This window comes from Zobellella endophytica (assembly GCF_003012775.1).
In the GTDB taxonomy this organism is placed as follows: Bacteria; Pseudomonadota; Gammaproteobacteria; order Enterobacterales; family Aeromonadaceae; genus Oceanimonas; species Oceanimonas endophytica.
The window spans coordinates 80004-96368 of the sequence record NZ_PXYG01000009.1 but is presented as its reverse complement, the minus strand read 5'-3'; the positions used below and the strand labels follow the sequence as shown (position 1 = coordinate 96368).

Genomic DNA, 16365 nt, shown 5'->3' with positions numbered 1-16365 from the left:
GAGGCAGAAAACAAAAAGGCCCGCAAATGCGGGCCTTTGGCACAGCCGGTCGGCTTACTTGCCGTTTTTGCTGGTAAGACGCTCTTTGATACGGGCAGACTTACCGGCACGGTCGCGCAGGTAGTAAAGCTTGGCACGACGCACGGCGCCGCGACGCTTCACTTCCACGCTGCCGATCAGCGGGCTGTGAGTCTGGAAAGTACGCTCTACGCCTTCACCGTTGGAGATCTTGCGCACGGTGAAAGAAGAGTGCAGACCGCGGTTACGCTTGGCGATAACCACGCCTTCGTAAGCCTGCAGACGCTCTTTGCCGCCTTCGGCAACGCGTACCTGTACACGCACGGTGTCACCCGGACCGAAGTCGGGGATATCGCTGCGCAATTGTTCGTCTTCAAGCTGCTTAATGATGTTGCTCATGATATTTCCTTACCTAGGGTAAACTGAAAACTCTACTGTTTCGACTCGCGATATTCGCGAACAAATTGGGCAAGAAGTTGTTCTTGCTCGTCAGTCAGAGCTAGGTTATTCAAGAGTTCCGGCCTTCTTAACCAGGTCCGGCCCAACGACTGCTGCATTCGCCAGCGTGCCACCTCGGCGTGGTTGCCACTCAGCAACACCTTGGGAACTGTCATTCCCGCCAGCTGCTCGGGGCGTGTGTAGTGTGGATGATCCAGCAATCCTTCACTGAAGGAATCCTGCTCCGCACTCGCCATGTCACCGAGGACACCGGGCACCAAACGCGCCACCGCATCAATCAGCACCATGGCCGGCAGTTCGCCGCCACTGAGCACGTAATCGCCGACCGACCACTCTTCGTCGACATCGGCCTGGATAACGCGCTCATCCACCCCTTCGTAACGCCCGGCCACCAGGATGAGTTTCTCTTCCCGGGCCAGCTCGGTCACGCCTTGCTGATCCAGCTTGCGGCCCTGAGGAGAGAGATAAATCACCTTTGCTCCTTCGCCGGCCGCCGCCCGCGCCGCCGCGATGGCATCGCGCAGGGGCTGAACCATCATCAGCATCCCGGGTCCGCCCCCGTAGGGCCGGTCATCCACGGTGCGATGCCTGTCCCGGGTAAAGTCCCGCGGGTTCCAGCATTCGAATGTCAGCAGGCCATCGTTCACGGCCCGACCGGTAACGCCATAGTCGGATACTGCCCGGAACATCTCCGGGAAGAGGCTAACCACCCCTATCCACATGATTTTCTCCGCGCGGGATTCGACAGGAATTAAAAATCCGGATCCCAATCAACTTCGATGACCTTGTCCTGAACGCTCACGGACTTGATCACCTGATCTTCTAAAAACGGAATCAACCGTTCTCGCTGACCAAAGGCATCGTTGGCATTGGCCTTGACCACCAGCACGTCGTTGGAGCCGGTTTCCATTAGCTGAGTCACTTGCCCGAAATCATAGCCCCGGGTGTTCTTCACCTGACAACCGATCAGGTCGCGCCAGTAAAACTGGTCTTCCGGCAGTTCGGGAAACACGTTCCCGCTCACCGCGATGTCGACGCCGGTGAGTGCCTGGGCCTCTTCCCGCTGATCGATATCGGCCAATTTGCAGATGAGGCTCTTGTTGTGACGCTTCCATCCGGTTACCCGGATTTCACGCCAGCCTTTGCCGTCTCTTATCAGCCAGGGCTGATAATCGAAAATGCCATCTGGCTGGTCGGTAAAGGAGTTGACCTTCAACCAACCTTTGATGCCGTAAACAGCGCCCAGTTGGCCTACTACTACAGGTTCGCTCACCTTAACTCCCTACCTGTAAAGACTTAGGCCGCTTTGGCTGCGTCTTTGATAAGCTTGGCTACGCGCTCGGATACGTTAGCACCCTGACCTACCCAATGGTTGATACGCTCGAGGTCCAGACGCAGTTTTTCTGCCTGGCCGGCGGCGATCGGGTTGAAGAAGCCTACGCGCTCGATGAAACGACCATCGCGGGCGTAACGGCTGTCAGCAACAACCACTTGGTAGAACGGACGCTTTTTCGCGCCACCACGTTGTAAACGAATGGTTACCATACCGTCCTCTATTTACTTGAAACAAACAAGGTCCGCAGACAATGCGAACCCTGGCTTAAATTAAGCCGCGCAATTGTACTCTGATCCGGTGGAAATGCAACCGACTTGGGGCCGGGAACGGGAAACGGTGTCCTGCCCCCGTCCGTGGTTCAGAAGGGGCCGCGTCGGCCGCCGCCGCCCATCCCGCCGGGGCCCATCAGGCCCTGCATCTGGCTCATCATCTTGCGCATGCCGCCCTTGCCGGACATTTTCTTCATCATTTTCTGCATCTGGGCAAACTGCTTGAGCAGCTTGTTCACCTCCTGCACGTCGGTGCCCGAGCCGGCGGCGATACGACGCTTGCGCGAGCCCTTGATCAGATCCGGATGCTGGCGCTCCTTGGGCGTCATGGAGCTGATGATGGCCTCCATGCGCACCGTCAGCTTGTCGTTGACCTGATCCTTGACGTTGTCCGGCAGCTGGTTCATGCCCGGCAGCTTGTCCATCAGGCTCATCATGCCGCCCATGTTGCGCATCTGCGCCAGCTGATCGCGGAAGTCCTCCAGATCGAAGCCCTTGCCCTTTTTGAGCTTCTGGGCCATTTCGGCCGCCTTGCCCTTGTCGACCGAGCGCTCCATCTGATCGATAAGCGACAGCATGTCGCCCATGCCCAGGATGCGCGACGCCACCCGATCCGGGTGGAACGGCTCCAGCGCATCGGTCTTTTCACCGATACCGATAAATTTGATCGGCTTGCCGGTGATATGGCGTACCGACAGCGCGGCACCGCCACGGGCGTCGCCGTCCGCCTTGGTGAGGATCACCCCGGTGAGCGGCAGCGCCTCGTTGAACGCCTTGGCGGTATTCGCCGCGTCCTGGCCGGTCATGGCGTCGACCACGAACAGGGTCTCCACCGGCCGGACCGCGCCGTGCAGCTGCTGGATTTCATCCATCATCTCGGTGTCGACATGCAGCCGGCCGGCGGTGTCCACCAGCACCACGTCGAAGAACTTCTTGCGGGCGTAATCCACCGCGTTGCGGCCGATGTCCACCGGCTTCTGCTGCGCGTTGCTGGGGAAGCATTCCACCTCCAGATCCGCCGCCAGGGTCTCGAGCTGCTTGATCGCCGCCGGCCGGTACACGTCGGCACTGACCACCAGCACCTTCTTCTTGTGCCGCTCTTTCAGGAACTTGGCAAGTTTACCCACCGAGGTGGTCTTACCGGCGCCCTGCAGGCCGGCCATCAGGATCACCGCCGGCGGCGAGACCGTCAGGTCGAGCCCTTCATTAGCCTCGCCCATCACCGAAACCAGCTCGGCGTTGACTATCTTGATAAAGGCTTGGCCTGGGCTCAGGGACTTGGACACTTCCTGGCCCACCGCCCGTTCCTTGACCCGGTTGACGAAATCCCGTACCACCGGCAGGGCCACGTCAGCCTCCAGCAGGGCCATGCGCACCTCGCGCAGGGTTTCCTTGATGTTGTCCTCGGTGAGGCGCCCGCGGCCGCTGATGTTCTTCAGCGTCCGCGACAATCTTTCGGTGAGATTTTCAAACATGACTGAGTCCGCAATTGGCGAAAATTGCGACCAGTATACCCAACTTGCCCGCCGAACTTAAGCGACCGCAGGTAGCGATATCGCTTGCCTTAGGGGTATACTGGCCGTTCTTCTTTATATTACTGATTAATGGCTTACGTTCATTATGGAATTGCTTGCTGTTTTGGCGATGGCATTTTATCTGTTGGCGGCCTTCGCCTGTGTACATAATCTGCTTAACCCCCAGAACCCGGGTCGCCGATACGGCTTGCTGGCGGCGCTGTTTGCGCTGGCGCTCCATAGTCTGTGGCTGTTCAACACCGTGGTGCTGGTGCCCGACGGTCAGAACCTGAGCATGCTCAACGTGGCCTCCATCGTCAGCCTGATCATCTGCCTGCTGATGACCATGCTGGTCAGCCGCTTCAACGTCTGGCTGCTGATGCCGGTGGTGTACGGCTTCGCCGGCCTGCTGCTGGCCGCGGACTTCCTGCTGCCCGGCTATTACACCATGCACATCGAGACCCGCCCGGAAATCCTGCTGCACATCGGCCTGGGGCTGTTATCCTACTCGCTGCTCAACATCGCCTGTCTGCTCGCCATCCTGCTGAGTTTTCTCGATAACCGGCTGAAAAAACACAAGCTCACCAACCTGCCGGCGATGCCGCCGCTGATGACCATAGAGCGCAACCTGTTCCGCCTGATCTTCGTCGGGGTGCTGTTGCTGACCCTGTCCATTTCCAGCGGCCTGTTCTTCCTGCAGGAAATGTTCAGCCCGGGCAAGGCGCACAAGGCGGTACTCAGCATCCTGGCCTGGTGTGTCTATGTCGGCCTGCTGTGGGGTCACCATCGCCTGGGCTGGCGCGGACGCAAGGTGATCTGGACCAGCGTGGCCGGCAGCGTCCTGCTGACCATCGCCTATTTCGGCAGCCGTTTCGTGCGCGAGGTGCTGCTGGGTTCTTAGCGCCCGCTTGAGCTCTTAACTTGACAGTACAGGCTCAAACCCTTAGAAATTGATCAGATTTTTTACACAGGACGGTCTGCTTGGACGACATATCCACGGGTACCCTAACCGGTATCCTGATTGCATTACTCTTTGTTTCTGCCTTTTTCTCCAGTTCTGAAACCGGCATGATGTCGTTGAACCGCTACCGGTTGCGGCACCTGGCGCAAAATCGCCACAAGGCCGCCACCCGGGTGGAGAAACTCCTGGCCCGTCCCGACCGGCTGATAGGGCTTATCCTGATCGGCAACAACCTGGTCAATATTCTCGCCTCCGCCATCGCCACCCTGATCGCCATTCGTCTGTTCGGCGACCTGGGTGTCGCCATCGCCACCATGGCGCTGACCGTAGTGGTGCTGATCTTCGCCGAGGTCACTCCCAAGACCCTGGCCGCCCTCTATCCGGAACGGGTCGCCTTTCCCGCCTCCCTCATCCTGCGGCCGCTGATGGTGCTGCTCTATCCGGCGGTATGGACCATCAACGCCATCTCCAACGGCCTGCTGACCCTGTTCCGCATCAACCCGCACAGCCGGGAAGACACCGCCATCAGTTCGGAAGAGCTGAGGACCATCGTCAACGAGGCCGGCGCCCTGATCCCCCGCCGTCACCAGGACATGCTGGTGTCCATCCTCGATCTGGAAAAGGTCACGGTGGACGACATCATGGTGCCACGCAACGAGATCTACGGTATCGACGTGACCCAGGACTGGAAAACCATCAGCCGCCGCCTGCTGCAGAGCCCGCATACCAAGGTGCTGCTGTACCGGGACAACATCGACGATGCGCTCGGCTTTATCCACGCCCGGGACGCCCTGCGTCTGCTGGCCAAGGAGGAATTCAGCAAGTCGACCCTGATGCGGGCGGTGCGCGAAGTCTATTTTATTCCCGAGGCCACCCCGCTCAACGTGCAGTTGCTCAAGTTCCAGCGCAACAAGGAGCGTATCGGCCTTATCGTCGATGAGTACGGCGACATCCAGGGCCTGGTGACCCTGGACGATATCCTGGAGGAGATCGTCGGCGACTTCACCACCACCATCAGCCCGACCCTGAGCGACGAGATCAAACCCCAGGACGACGGCTCCTACCTGATCGAGGGTTCGGCCAGCATCCGGGACATCAACAAGGAGCTGGGCTGGAAACTGCCCACCGACGGTCCCCGCTCTCTCAACGGCCTGATCCTGGAGTACATGGAGGAGATCCCCCAGACCAACATCGGCTTGCGCCTGGCCGGGTATCCCATTGAAATTCTGGAAGTGGAAAATAACATGGTGAAGCTGGCCCGGGTACTACCCCACTACTACAAGCCCTGAGCCGCCGGGATTATGGCTGGGCCAGAGCCTTGCGGCTGCCGGGCTCCAGCCGTTCGAAAATCACCATCAGTTCGTCCCGGTTGCCGACCAGATCGGCCAGGGTGTAGCTTTCCATCACCCGCAGAAAGGCTTCCATCGCCAGCCCGAGCGCATCCCGCAGGCGGCAGGCGGGCACCAGGTGACAGGCGGGACTGCCGCAGTCGATGCCCTTGAGGTTGTGCTCCAGCGCCCGGATCACCTGCCCCACGTTGATTTCTTCCGGCGGTCGCGCCAGGCGGATGCCACCATTCTTGCCGCGCACCGCGTGGATGTAGCCTTCCCGCGCCAGCTGGTTGACCACTTTGACCATATGATTGCGGGACACATCGTAAAGATTGGACACGTGGGCCACGCTGGTCAGCTCGCCCTTGGGCAGGGTAGCCAGGTACATCATGGCTCTCAATCCGAAATCGGTGTAGGTGGTCAGCTTCATTGAGCAGGTATCCTGAGTACGGGGCTAATATATATACATGATACACATTCGTGGCTAAAGTGACATGAAATGTCAGGTATGACAACAGACCGGGCCCACAGCGGTATGACGGCACCGGGAAACCGGTGCCGGATGGAGATTAAAACAGCAGCTGGCCGTTCAGCTCGCGCACCGTCCGGGGCGGCATTTTCTTCGCCAGCGCCGCGCTCAGTCGTTCGGCCCGTTGGTGCCTGGCGGTGTCGGCGGTCACCATCTGCTTGAGCCAGAGATAGGCCTGGGGATAATCCAGTGGACTGCCCTCGCCGGCGAGCAGCCATTGTGCCCAGGTGAACTGGGCCTTTTCGAACCCGAGGCTAGCCGCCTCCTGCATCAGCGGCAAGGCCCGCTCCCGGTTCTGCTGTACCAGGGTGCCGTGATAATAGTAGCGGCCCAACTGCTCCAGGGCCGCCGGCAGGCCTTGCCTGGCCGCCAGCCAGATCATGCCCATGCCCCGCCGGGGATCCCGGGGCACACAGACGCCCCAGGCCAGCATGTCCCCCCACAGAAACTGGTAGGAGGGCAGGCGCAGCACTTCGGCCCGGGCCTCGATGTCCTGCACCAGCTGGCACTGGTCCTGGTCTCGCACCCGCTGCAGGTGGCGGTTGTCATTGATCCAGCCAATCAGCTCGTGCTCTTCGTACAGGGGAACCGCCCGCAGCGTTCCCGCCTCGGACTCCGCCGGAACGGGAGACGGCGGCGCCTGCTGGGCTTGCAGGCCACAGCAGAACAGTAATAAACAGGCTATATACTTCATGAGTCACCCTCCTGGCCTGTGTATCGGCGCGGCGCGGCAAAGATTGAGCCTTGTGTAACGTTTTGTAAGGAACTGTTGCGCCGTTATCAGGCAGAACAGGGAAAATGCGTACTGGATCCAGCTTTTTAAACTCAGGCTTGCACTGCTGAATCGATTCAATGAATATAACGACCGATAGCTTCTATACTGCTTGATAACTCGGTTATTCCTTCTGTCCCGGAGTGTTTTTTATGCTTAAAAACGCCTTTTCCAACCTGCAAAAGGTAGGCAAATCACTGATGCTGCCGGTATCAGTGCTGCCCGTTGCCGGTCTGCTGCTCGGTATCGGCGCCGCCGATTTTAGCTGGTTGCCCCATATCGTGTCCATGCTGATGGCCCAGTCCGGCGGCGCCATCTTCGGTAACCTGCCACTGATCTTCGCCGTCGGTGTCGCCCTGGGCTTCACCAACAACGACGGGGTGGCCGCCCTGGCCGCCGTGGTCGGTTATTTCGTGCTGAGCGCCGCCATCGGCGTCATGGGCCCCATCGTCACCGGACTGGATCCGGTCGCCGACGCCACCCTGATCAAGCAACTGACCGATACCGGTGTGCTCGGCGGCATCATTGCCGGTGGCATCGCCGCCTATCTGTTCAACCGCTTCTACCGCATCCAGTTGCCCGACTACCTGGGCTTCTTCGCGGGCAAGCGCTTCGTGCCGATCATCACCGGCATCACCGCCATCTTCACCGGCGTGCTGCTGTCTTTTATCTGGCCGCCCATCGGCAGCACCATCAACAGTTTCTCCGACTGGGCCGCCTACCAGAACCCGGCGCTGGCCTTCGGCATCTACGGCGTGGTGGAGCGGGCGCTGATCCCCTTCGGCCTGCACCATATCTGGAACGTGCCCTTCTTCTTCGAGGCCGGCACCTACACCAATGCCGCCGGTGAAGTGTTCCGCGGCGAGATAGCCCGCTACATCGCCGGCGACCCCAGCGCCGGCAACATGGCCGGTGGCTACATGTTCAAGATGTACGGCCTGCCCGCCGCCGCCATTGCCATCTGGCACTCCGCCAAGCCGGAAAACCGCGCCAAGGTCGGTGGTATCATGATCTCCGCCGCCCTGACCTCCTTCCTGACCGGCATCACCGAGCCCATCGAATTCGCTTTCATGTTCGTGGCGCCGGTGCTCTACGGTATTCACGCCCTGCTGGCCGGCTCCGCCTATGTGCTGACCATACTGCTGGGCATGAAGCACGGCATGACCTTCTCCCACGGCTTTATCGATTTCGTGGTGTTCTTCTCGCAATCGACCAAGGGCTGGATGTTTCCCATCCTGGGCCTGGCCTACGGCGCCCTCTACTACACCCTGTTCCGGGTCGCCATCGTCAAGCTCAACCTGAAGACCCCGGGCCGGGAGGACGCCACCACCGAAGGCGCCAAGCAGGGCGGCTCGGAAATGGCCGAGCAGCTGGTCACCGCCTTCGGCGGCAAGAACAACATCGCCAGCCTGGATGCCTGCATCACCCGGCTGCGGGTCGGCGTGAAGGATGTGGCCCAGGTGGATCAGGCTCAATTGAAAAAGCTCGGCGCCGCCGGCGTGGTGGTGGCCGGCTCCGGGGTGCAAGCCATCTTCGGCACCCGTTCCGACAATCTGAAGACCGACATGGATCACTGGATCAAGGACAACTGATCCCGCCATTCCGCCGATAGCAAAACGCCACCCTACAGGGGTGGCGTTTTTTGTTTGATGACAAAGTCGTCTGTTTCACTGGTATAAGTCGGCTAAAGGGCCAACTCCGCCGACACGCTTCAAGTACATCCCTGTATCGCTCGGCACATGCCATCCCTGGCATATGACGGTCGGCGGAGCCGTTCCTTTTACCCGCCTGTTTTGGCATGGGGGTTGCCTGTTTAGGTAAGCTTAACGCTTTGTCAGCAGTCTGGAAACGCCACCCGCAGGGGTGGCGTTTTTTGTTTGATGACAAGGTCGTTGCCATAACCGAATAAGTCGGCCAAAGGACTACCTCCGGACCCTAGCTGGCAAACTTCGCAACGATCATAAACAGCCGCTCAGGTCTCCTGGCGCTTGACGCTGTTCCAGTAGCCGTCCAGCTCTTCCAGGCTGCAGGCACGGCTGTCCTTGCCGTCGGCCCGCAGCGCCTGCTCCACGCCGCGAAAACGGCGCTCGAACTTGTCGTTGGCCCGGCGCAGCACCGCCTCCGGATCCTGCCTGAGGTGGCGCACCAGGTTGACGCAGGCGAACAGCAGATCGCCGAGTTCGTCCGCCACCCGATCCGGATCCCGCTCCGGCTCGTCCAGCTCGGCCATGACTTCGTCCAGCTCTTCGCGGATCTTGTCCACCACCGGCGGTAGCTCGCGCCAGTCGAAGCCGACCGCGGCGCAGCGCTTCTGGATTTTGTTGGCCCGGGACAGCGCCGGCAACCCCCGGGGAATGTCGTCCAGGGCGCTGGTGGCCGCGGCGTCCTTGGCTCTTCGTTCCTCCGCCTTGGTATTTTCCCAGTTGGCCTTGATCTGCTCTTCGCTGTCGAAGTCGGCGTTGCCGAACACATGCGGGTGGCGGGCCACCAGCTTGTGGCTGATGGACTGCACCACGTCACCGAAGTTGAACAGGGAGCGCTCCTCACCCAGGCGGGCGTAAAACACCACCTGGAACAGCAGATCGCCGAGCTCGCCGGGCAACTCCGCCAGCGCACCGCGCTCTATGGTGTCGGCCACCTCGTAGGCCTCCTCCAGGGTATAGGGCACTATGCTGGCGAAATCCTGTTTCAGATCCCAGGGGCAGCCGTTTTCCGGATCCCGCAGCGCCGCCATGATGGCCAGCAGATCGCCAAGTGAGTAGTTATAGTGTTCCATCCAGGCTCCCGTTACAGCCGCTTGGCTTCCAGTATGTCCGGCAACTGGCTGATCTTGGCCAGGGTCCGGCTCAGGGTGTCGATGTTGTAGACCTCGAGCTCCATGTCGATGATGGCGGTCTGCTGCTTGCGGTTGGAGCGGCTGTTGACGCCCATCACGTTGATTTTCTCGTTGGCGAGGATGGTGGTGATATCCCGCAGCAGGCCGGATCTGTCGTTGGCTACCACCCGCATGGTGAGGTTATAGCCGCCGGAGTAGTTTTCCCCCCACACCGCGTCCACCATCCGCTCCGGATGCTGGGCCGCCAGCTCCTTGAGCTGCTCGCAATCCGCCCGGTGGATGGAGATACCCCGCCCCTGGGTGATGAAGCCGATGATCTCGTCCCCCGGTATCGGCTGGCAGCAGCGGGCGGTATTGGTCAGCAGGTTGCCCACCCCCTGCACCACGATGTGGCCGTGAGCCTTGGCATCCGGTTGCTTCTTCGCGGCTTTCTGCTCCAGCTGGCGCAGCACCTGCTCGTCCTGCTCGGCGCTGGTCGGCTTCTTGTGCTGGCCCTGCAGGTAGTTGAGCAACTGGTTGATGCGCAGGTCGCCGCCGCCGATGCCGGCCAGCAGATCGTCCAGGGTGGCCACGTTAAACCGCTCCAGCGCCTTCTTGTCGATCTGGGAGAAGGTCAGCCCCAACCGCTCCAGCTCCTTGTCGAGCACCTCGCGGCCGGCGTGGATGTTCTTGTCCCTGTCCTGCTTCTTGAACCAGGTGGCCACCTTGGAACGGGCCCGGCTGGTACGCAAAAAGCCCTGGTTGGGGTTCATCCAGTCCCGGCTGGGATTGGGCTGCTTCTGGGTGATGATCTCCACCTGGTCACCGGTCTGCAACTGGTAGGTGAAGGGCACAATGCGGCCGTCGATCTTGGCGCCGATGCAGCGGTGGCCGATCTGGCTGTGGATGTAGTAGGCGAAATCGAGCGGGGTGGCGCCGGCGGGCATGTCCACCACTTCCCCCTTGGGGGTAAACACATAGACCCTATCCTCGAACACCTGGCTGCGCAGCTCGTCCACCAGGGAGCCGCTCTCGGCCATGTCTTCCTGCCAGGCCAGCAGCTTCCTGAGCCAGGCGATCTTCTCCTCGAAGCCGCTCGGCCTGGCGGCGGTGGTGCCTTCCTTGTACTTCCAGTGGGCCGCCACCCCCAGCTCCGCATCCTGGTGCATCTGATCGGTACGGATCTGGATCTCCACCGTCTTGCCCTCGGGGCCGATCACCACGGTGTGGATGGACTGATAGCCGTTGGGCTTGGGGTTGGCCACGTAGTCGTCGAATTCCCGGGGGATGTGGCGCCACTGGGTGTGCACTATGCCCAGGGCCGCGTAGCAATCCTGCAGATGCCGGGTCACCACCCGCACCGCGCGCACGTCGAACAGCTCGTCGAAGTCCAGGTGCTTCTTCTGCATCTTGCGCCAGATGCTGTAGATGTGTTTGGGTCGGCCGTACACCTCGGCCTCGATATCCGCCTCTTTCAGCGCGTTTCTGAGTCCGGATACAAAATCGTCGATATAGGCTTCCCGCGCCAGCCGTTTCTCGTCCAACAGCCGGGCGATACGCTTGTAGGTTTCCGGATGCAGGTAACGGAACGACAGATCCTCCAGCTCCCACTTGAGCTGGCCGATGCCGAGCCGGTTGGCCAGCGGCGCGTAGATGTTGGCGATCTCCTTGGCCACCAGCACCCGGGTTTCTTCATCGGCGCGCTTGACTTCGCGCAGGCAGGTGATGCGCTCGGCCAGCTTGATCACCACCGCCCGCACGTCCTCCACCATCGCCAGCAACATGCGCCTGACCCGGTCGACCTGGGCTTCCGAGCTCTTGTCACTGTGTACGTGCTGCAGCGAGCGAATGGCCTCCATATCGGCCACACCCTGCAGCAGGCGGGCGATATTGTCGCCGAAGTCTTCCCGTGCCCGCTCCAGGCCTAGATAGCCGTTTTCCAGGAAGGGATAGAGCAGCGCCGCCTTCAGGGTGTCCAGATCCATGCTCAGGGTCAGCAGTATGCCCACCATCTCCACTCCCTGGGCGTGCAGTCGCTGCTCGGAGTCGACCGGCGCCTCCAGCCGCAGGCAATACTCGTAGGCGGCCTTGAGCCGGTCGCGCTCTGGGGCTGCCAGCGGCAGGCCGGCGGTCCATTCCTCCAGGCTGAACGAGGATTTTAGATGGGTATCACGCACCGAAACCATAAGCGTCCCTTAACTGAGTTCAAACAAGGCCATCGCTTCGCAATGGACCGTATGGGGAAACATGTCGATCAGGGCGAGCCGGCTGAGCCGGTAGCCGCCGGCCAGCAGCACCTGGCTGTCCCTGGCCAGGGTGGCCGGGTTACAGGATACATAAACCAGCCGCTCGGGCGACAGTTTTAGCAGATAGGGCATCACCTGCTCGGCGCCGGCGCGCCCCGGATCGAGCAACACCCGCTCGAACCCCTCCCGGGCCCAGGGCTCGGCGGTGAAGTCGGCGGCCAGATCGGCGCGATAAAAGCGGGCATGATCGAGCCGGTTGTCCTCCGCGTTGCCACGGGCCTGCTCCACCATCTCCATCACCCCCTCGACGCCGATCACGGCGTTGCCGGCCGCCGCCAGCGGCAGGGCGAAATTGCCGATGCCACAGAACAGATCCAGGATGCGGTGTCCGGGTGCCGGGGCCAGCCAATCCAGCGCCTGGCGGACCATGGCTTCGTTGGGCTCGCTGTTGACCTGAATGAAATCCCCGGGAGTAAACGAAAGCCTAATATTATCTACTTGATAATAAAGAGAAAAGGGAACATGCAACGGGCGCCGGCCCTGATCGTCCTGCAGGAACAGCGCCAACTCCCTCTCCTGGGCGAAGGCCAGCAACAGATCCAGATCCCGGCTCGGCAGGGCGTCGGTATGGCGCAGCAGCAGCGCGACCCCTTCGGCGGCGTCATACAGCTCGAGGTGACCGAGCTGCCGCCGCGACTTCAGCCGGTTGAGCAGTTGGCGCAACGGGACGATCAGCGCCGACAGCGCCGGACGCAGCACGCCGCAGTGGTCAATCTCCACCAGTTCGTGGGACTGGCTGCGGCGAAAGCCCAACGCCACCCCCTGGCCCTGGCGGCGAATCGCCAGCCGGGCCACCCGCCGGTAGCCCAGCTCCGGTCCGGCGAGCCACTCCGGGGACGGCAGAGTCAGCTGCAACCGGTCGAACAGCCGTTGCACGCCACGGGCTTTCAGCTCCCGCTGCCCGGCCGCGGGCACCTGCTGCAGCGAGCAGCCGCCGCACTGGCTGCTGTAGGGGCAAAACGGCTTGACCCGCAGCGGCGACGGCGTCAGCACCTTGACCGGGCTGGCGGTCAGGTACCTGCTGTTCTGGCTGGTCAGCCGCACCCGCACCCGCTCGCCGGCCAGCACCCCGGGCACGAACAGGGGTTTGCCCTGATGGCGGGCCACGCCGAGGCCGTGGGGGTTCAACTCGAGAATAGTGACGTCCAGGGGAGCCTGAGCCTGGGTATCGGGCTTTTTCACCTTAAAGAACTGAACCATAAAACGTGGAGCCCTCGAACCGGCTATGTCATCATAAGCTTATGTCTGTTAAGCGCGCATTGTCCCACATTAGCCCCCTATGACCAAATACGGCCTGCGAGCCCGGGTACTGGCTTTCACCATTCTACCGACCCTGATCATCGGCATTCTGCTGGCCGGTTATTTTTCCGTTAACCGCTACCAGCAACTGGAGGACGCGCTGATCAAACAGGGGGTCAACGTCATCGAACCGCTGGCCCTGGCCAGCGAGCTGGCCCTGACCAGCCGCAACCGGGAAGCGCTCAACCGCCTGCTCAGCAACATCCACCGCAACAACAGCCCGCTGGTCAAGTCCATCGCCCTGTTCGACGTGGAGGGCCGGCTGCTGGTCACCTCCAACTACCATCGGGATTTCAACGCCATGCGCCTGCCCGACGGCATTCCCCTGCCCCGGGTCACCCTGGTGGAGACCGGCCACGACAGCATTATTCTGCGCACTCCGGTGGTGACCGACAGCATCCGCATGGACGCCCTGTGGGAAGAGTCCTCCTCCACTCCCATCGGTTATGTGTCGATGCAGCTGACCAACGACTCGGCCATGCTGGTGCACTACCGGGACAGCTTCTTCGCCGGCCTGATCGTGCTGCTCGGGGCCAGCCTCAGTACCCTGTTCGGCATCCGTCTGATCAAGGGCGTGTCCCAGCCGATCACCGACATGGTCAGCGCCGTCTACAAGATCCGCGAAGGCCGGCTCGATACCCGGGTCAGCGGCGAATTCACCGGCGAGCTGGAAGTGCTGAAGAGCGGTATCAACGCCATGGCCAAGTCGCTGTCGGAATACCATGAGGAGATGCAGCAGAATATCGATCAGGCCACCTCGGATCTGCGCGAGACCCTGGAGCAGATCGAGATCCAGAACATCGAGCTGGACATGGCCAAGAAGCGCGCCCAGGAAGCCGCCCGGGTCAAGACCGAGTTCCTGGCCAACATGTCCCACGAGCTGCGCACGCCGCTCAACGGCGTGATCGGCTTCGCCCGCCAGCTGCAGAAGACCCGGCTCACCTCCAACCAGCTGGACTACCTCAAGACCATCGAGAAGTCGGCACAGAACCTGCTCGGCATCATCAACGATATCCTCGACTTCTCCAAGCTGGAAGCCGGCAAGCTGAAGATGGAGCAGATCCCCTTCTCCCTGCGCGACACCCTGCAGGAGGTGATGACCCTGCTGGCCCCCAGCGCCCACGACAAGGGGCTGGAGCTGTCGATGCGGGTGGATACCGCCGTCTACGACAGCCTGGTGGGGGATCCGCTGCGGCTGCAGCAGGTGCTCACCAACCTGGTGGGCAACGCCATCAAGTTTACCGAGCAGGGCAACGTGGACGTGCGGGTCGACGCCCGTCCCGCCAGCCAGCCGGAACGGGTCAAGCTGTGCGTCCATGTGCAGGACACCGGCATCGGCATCTCCGACAGCCAGCGCCGCCAGCTGTTCCAGGCCTTCAACCAGGCCGACTCCAGCATCTCCCGCCGCTACGGCGGCACCGGCCTGGGGCTGGTGATCACCCAGAAGCTGGTGCACCAGATGGCCGGCGACATCGAACTCTACTCCGAGCTGGGCACAGGCTCGGTGTTCAGCTTTACCCTGGAGCTGGGCCGGGCCGCCCTGCCCCTGGCCGAGCCCCTGCCCCTGGCCCAGCTCAGCGGGCTGACCGTGCTCTACATGGAAGAAGACAACTTCAGCCGGCGCGCCACCCAGGCCCTGCTGCGCGAGTGGGGTCTGCAGGTACTGCACGAACCCTACCCGGGCGTGGCCATCGACTGCGTGCTGCTGGGCTTCGGGCCCAACGCCATGCCGAGCCAGATGGAACAGGCCATCAGGAAACAGCGGGAATACGACAACAGGGTGGTGGTGCTGCTCAGCTCCACCGATCCGACCCTGGTCGACGCCCTGCTGCAGTCCGGGGCCGGTTACTGCCTGAGCAAGCCGGTGCACTATCAGAAGCTGGCCCATGCCCTAGTGGAGGGCGAGGCCCCGGCCCCCGAAGCCATGCTGCAGATCACCCTGGCCCCGCCCTCCCACAAGCAGCCCCTGCGGGTGCTGGCGGTGGACGACAACCCCGCCAACCTCAAGCTGATCAGCGCCATGCTCGGCGAACAGGTCAGCCAGGTGGAAAGCTGTACCAACGGCAAAGAGGCGCTGAACCTGGCCACGGCCAACCGCTACGACATCATCTTCATGGATATCCAGATGCCGGTGATGGACGGCATCCAGGCCACCCGGGAGATCCGCGTCCAGGGCGGCCCCAATGCCAGCACCCCCATCGTCGCCGTGACCGCCCATGCCATCGAGGGGGAGCGGGACCGGCTGCTGCGCCAGGGCATGGACGATTACCTGGCCAAGCCCATCGACGAGGCCATTCTGGCCCGCATCATCGATCGCTTCAGCCTCCGGGAAACACCCGGGGGGCAGATCGACTGGCGGCTGGCCATCAGGCAGGCCGGTAACAAGGAGTCGCTGGCGAAGGAAATGCTCACCCTGCTGTTACAGAGCTTCAACGAGTTCGAGCCCCTGCTGGGTGCCGCCCTGTCCGGTGAGCTCGACGGTGAGCGGCTCTATCCGCCGCTGCACAAGCTGCACGGCGGCACCGCCTATTGCGGCGTGCCCCAGTTGCAGGCCCTGGTGGCCCAGCTGGAGAAGGCCCTGCTGGCCAAACAGCCGCTGGAGGAGCTGGAGCCCGAGCTGCTGGAGCTGGAGGAACGGATGGGGCAGGTCCGGGAAGAGGCGAAGGAATATTTGTAGCGGGGACTCGGGATTGGGGATCTGGGACTGGAAAGACCAGCCCCGGCTGCGGTTTTCAGTCCCGAATCCCGGTTGTTAA

General features: G+C 61.9%; 14 protein-coding genes. 4 read left to right on the top strand and 10 right to left on the bottom strand.

Annotated features, from left to right (window positions below):
- Positions 1–54: 54 nt before the first annotated feature.
- The 5 genes from rplS to ffh form a co-directional block, all read right to left on the bottom strand.
- A complete protein-coding gene (gene rplS / locus C7H85_RS16935; RefSeq protein ID WP_106730884.1) occupies positions 55–417 on the bottom strand; it encodes a 50S ribosomal protein L19 in 363 nt (120 codons plus the stop codon).
- Between the two features lie 32 nt (positions 418–449).
- Positions 450–1199 carry a tRNA (guanosine(37)-N1)-methyltransferase TrmD gene (gene trmD, locus C7H85_RS16930; protein WP_106730883.1) on the bottom strand — a complete coding sequence of 250 codons (750 nt, stop codon included), beginning with the start codon at positions 1197–1199 and terminating at the stop codon, positions 450–452.
- 29 nt (positions 1200–1228) lie between these two features.
- Positions 1229–1750, bottom strand: coding sequence for a ribosome maturation factor RimM (gene rimM, locus C7H85_RS16925; RefSeq protein ID WP_106730882.1), 522 nt, complete (start codon positions 1748–1750; stop codon positions 1229–1231).
- 23 nt (positions 1751–1773) lie between these two features.
- Positions 1774–2022, bottom strand: coding sequence for a 30S ribosomal protein S16 (gene rpsP, locus C7H85_RS16920; protein ID WP_106730881.1), 249 nt, complete (start codon positions 2020–2022; stop codon positions 1774–1776).
- Between the two features lie 149 nt (positions 2023–2171).
- Positions 2172–3557 (bottom strand): signal recognition particle protein, encoded by a 1386-nt coding sequence (gene ffh, locus C7H85_RS16915; protein ID WP_106730880.1) that lies wholly within the window; start codon positions 3555–3557, stop codon positions 2172–2174.
- Positions 3558–3702: 145 nt separating this feature from the next.
- Between ffh and C7H85_RS16910 the strand changes: the two genes are divergently transcribed.
- Together C7H85_RS16910 and C7H85_RS16905 are read left to right on the top strand one after the other, a co-directional pair.
- Positions 3703–4497: a cytochrome C assembly family protein gene (locus C7H85_RS16910; RefSeq protein WP_210433685.1), complete on the top strand. Its 795-nt coding sequence runs from the start codon at positions 3703–3705 to the stop codon at positions 4495–4497.
- Between the two features lie 80 nt (positions 4498–4577).
- On the top strand, positions 4578–5846 hold the full coding sequence (locus C7H85_RS16905; RefSeq protein WP_106730878.1) for an HlyC/CorC family transporter: 1269 nt from the start codon (positions 4578–4580) through the stop codon (positions 5844–5846).
- A 10-nt stretch (positions 5847–5856) separates the two neighbouring features.
- Here C7H85_RS16905 and nsrR read toward each other — a convergent pair whose 3' ends face one another.
- A complete protein-coding gene (nsrR, locus tag C7H85_RS16900) occupies positions 5857–6318 on the bottom strand; it encodes a nitric oxide-sensing transcriptional repressor NsrR (protein ID WP_106730877.1) in 462 nt (153 codons plus the stop codon).
- Between the two features lie 139 nt (positions 6319–6457).
- Positions 6458–7111, bottom strand: a complete 654-nt coding sequence (locus C7H85_RS16895) for a tetratricopeptide repeat protein (RefSeq protein WP_106730876.1) — start codon at positions 7109–7111, stop codon at positions 6458–6460.
- A 230-nt stretch (positions 7112–7341) separates the two neighbouring features.
- Between C7H85_RS16895 and ptsG the strand changes: the two genes are divergently transcribed.
- Positions 7342–8781 (top strand): PTS glucose transporter subunit IIBC, encoded by a 1440-nt coding sequence (gene ptsG, locus C7H85_RS16890; protein WP_106730875.1) that lies wholly within the window; start codon positions 7342–7344, stop codon positions 8779–8781.
- 380 nt (positions 8782–9161) lie between these two features.
- Here the strand turns inward: ptsG and mazG are convergent, their stop codons facing one another.
- From mazG to rlmD, 3 genes are read right to left on the bottom strand one after another with little or no spacing between them, the layout of a single operon-like run.
- Positions 9162–9965 carry a nucleoside triphosphate pyrophosphohydrolase gene (gene mazG, locus C7H85_RS16885; protein ID WP_106730874.1) on the bottom strand — a complete coding sequence of 268 codons (804 nt, stop codon included), beginning with the start codon at positions 9963–9965 and terminating at the stop codon, positions 9162–9164.
- A gap of 11 nt (positions 9966–9976) precedes the next feature.
- Positions 9977–12190, bottom strand: a complete 2214-nt coding sequence (relA, locus tag C7H85_RS16880; protein ID WP_106730873.1) for a GTP diphosphokinase — start codon at positions 12188–12190, stop codon at positions 9977–9979.
- 9 nt (positions 12191–12199) lie between these two features.
- On the bottom strand, positions 12200–13510 hold the full coding sequence (gene rlmD, locus C7H85_RS16875; protein WP_106730872.1) for a 23S rRNA (uracil(1939)-C(5))-methyltransferase RlmD: 1311 nt from the start codon (positions 13508–13510) through the stop codon (positions 12200–12202).
- A 79-nt stretch (positions 13511–13589) separates the two neighbouring features.
- Between rlmD and barA the strand changes: the two genes are divergently transcribed.
- Positions 13590–16286, top strand: a complete 2697-nt coding sequence (barA, locus tag C7H85_RS16870; RefSeq protein ID WP_106730871.1) for a two-component sensor histidine kinase BarA — start codon at positions 13590–13592, stop codon at positions 16284–16286.
- Positions 16287–16365 lie beyond the last annotated feature (79 nt).

What these genes read in the sequence shown, in the direction of transcription:
- barA (WP_106730871.1), top strand. Translation starts at nt 13,590, where the DNA reads ATGACCAAATACGGCCTGCGAGCCCGGGTACTGGCTTTCACCATTCTA.
- relA (WP_106730873.1), bottom strand. Translation starts at nt 12,190, where the DNA reads ATGGTTTCGGTGCGTGATACCCATCTAAAATCCTCGTTCAGCCTGGAG.
- rlmD (WP_106730872.1), bottom strand. Translation starts at nt 13,510, where the DNA reads ATGGTTCAGTTCTTTAAGGTGAAAAAGCCCGATACCCAGGCTCAGGCT.
- ffh (WP_106730880.1), bottom strand. Translation starts at nt 3,557, where the DNA reads ATGTTTGAAAATCTCACCGAAAGATTGTCGCGGACGCTGAAGAACATC.
- trmD (WP_106730883.1), bottom strand. Translation starts at nt 1,199, where the DNA reads ATGTGGATAGGGGTGGTTAGCCTCTTCCCGGAGATGTTCCGGGCAGTA.
- rpsP (WP_106730881.1), bottom strand. Translation starts at nt 2,022, where the DNA reads ATGGTAACCATTCGTTTACAACGTGGTGGCGCGAAAAAGCGTCCGTTC.
- ptsG (WP_106730875.1), top strand. Translation starts at nt 7,342, where the DNA reads ATGCTTAAAAACGCCTTTTCCAACCTGCAAAAGGTAGGCAAATCACTG.
- rplS (WP_106730884.1), bottom strand. Translation starts at nt 417, where the DNA reads ATGAGCAACATCATTAAGCAGCTTGAAGACGAACAATTGCGCAGCGAT.
- nsrR (WP_106730877.1), bottom strand. Translation starts at nt 6,318, where the DNA reads ATGAAGCTGACCACCTACACCGATTTCGGATTGAGAGCCATGATGTAC.
- C7H85_RS16895 (WP_106730876.1), bottom strand. Translation starts at nt 7,111, where the DNA reads ATGAAGTATATAGCCTGTTTATTACTGTTCTGCTGTGGCCTGCAAGCC.
- mazG (WP_106730874.1), bottom strand. Translation starts at nt 9,965, where the DNA reads ATGGAACACTATAACTACTCACTTGGCGATCTGCTGGCCATCATGGCG.
- C7H85_RS16910 (WP_210433685.1), top strand. Translation starts at nt 3,703, where the DNA reads ATGGAATTGCTTGCTGTTTTGGCGATGGCATTTTATCTGTTGGCGGCC.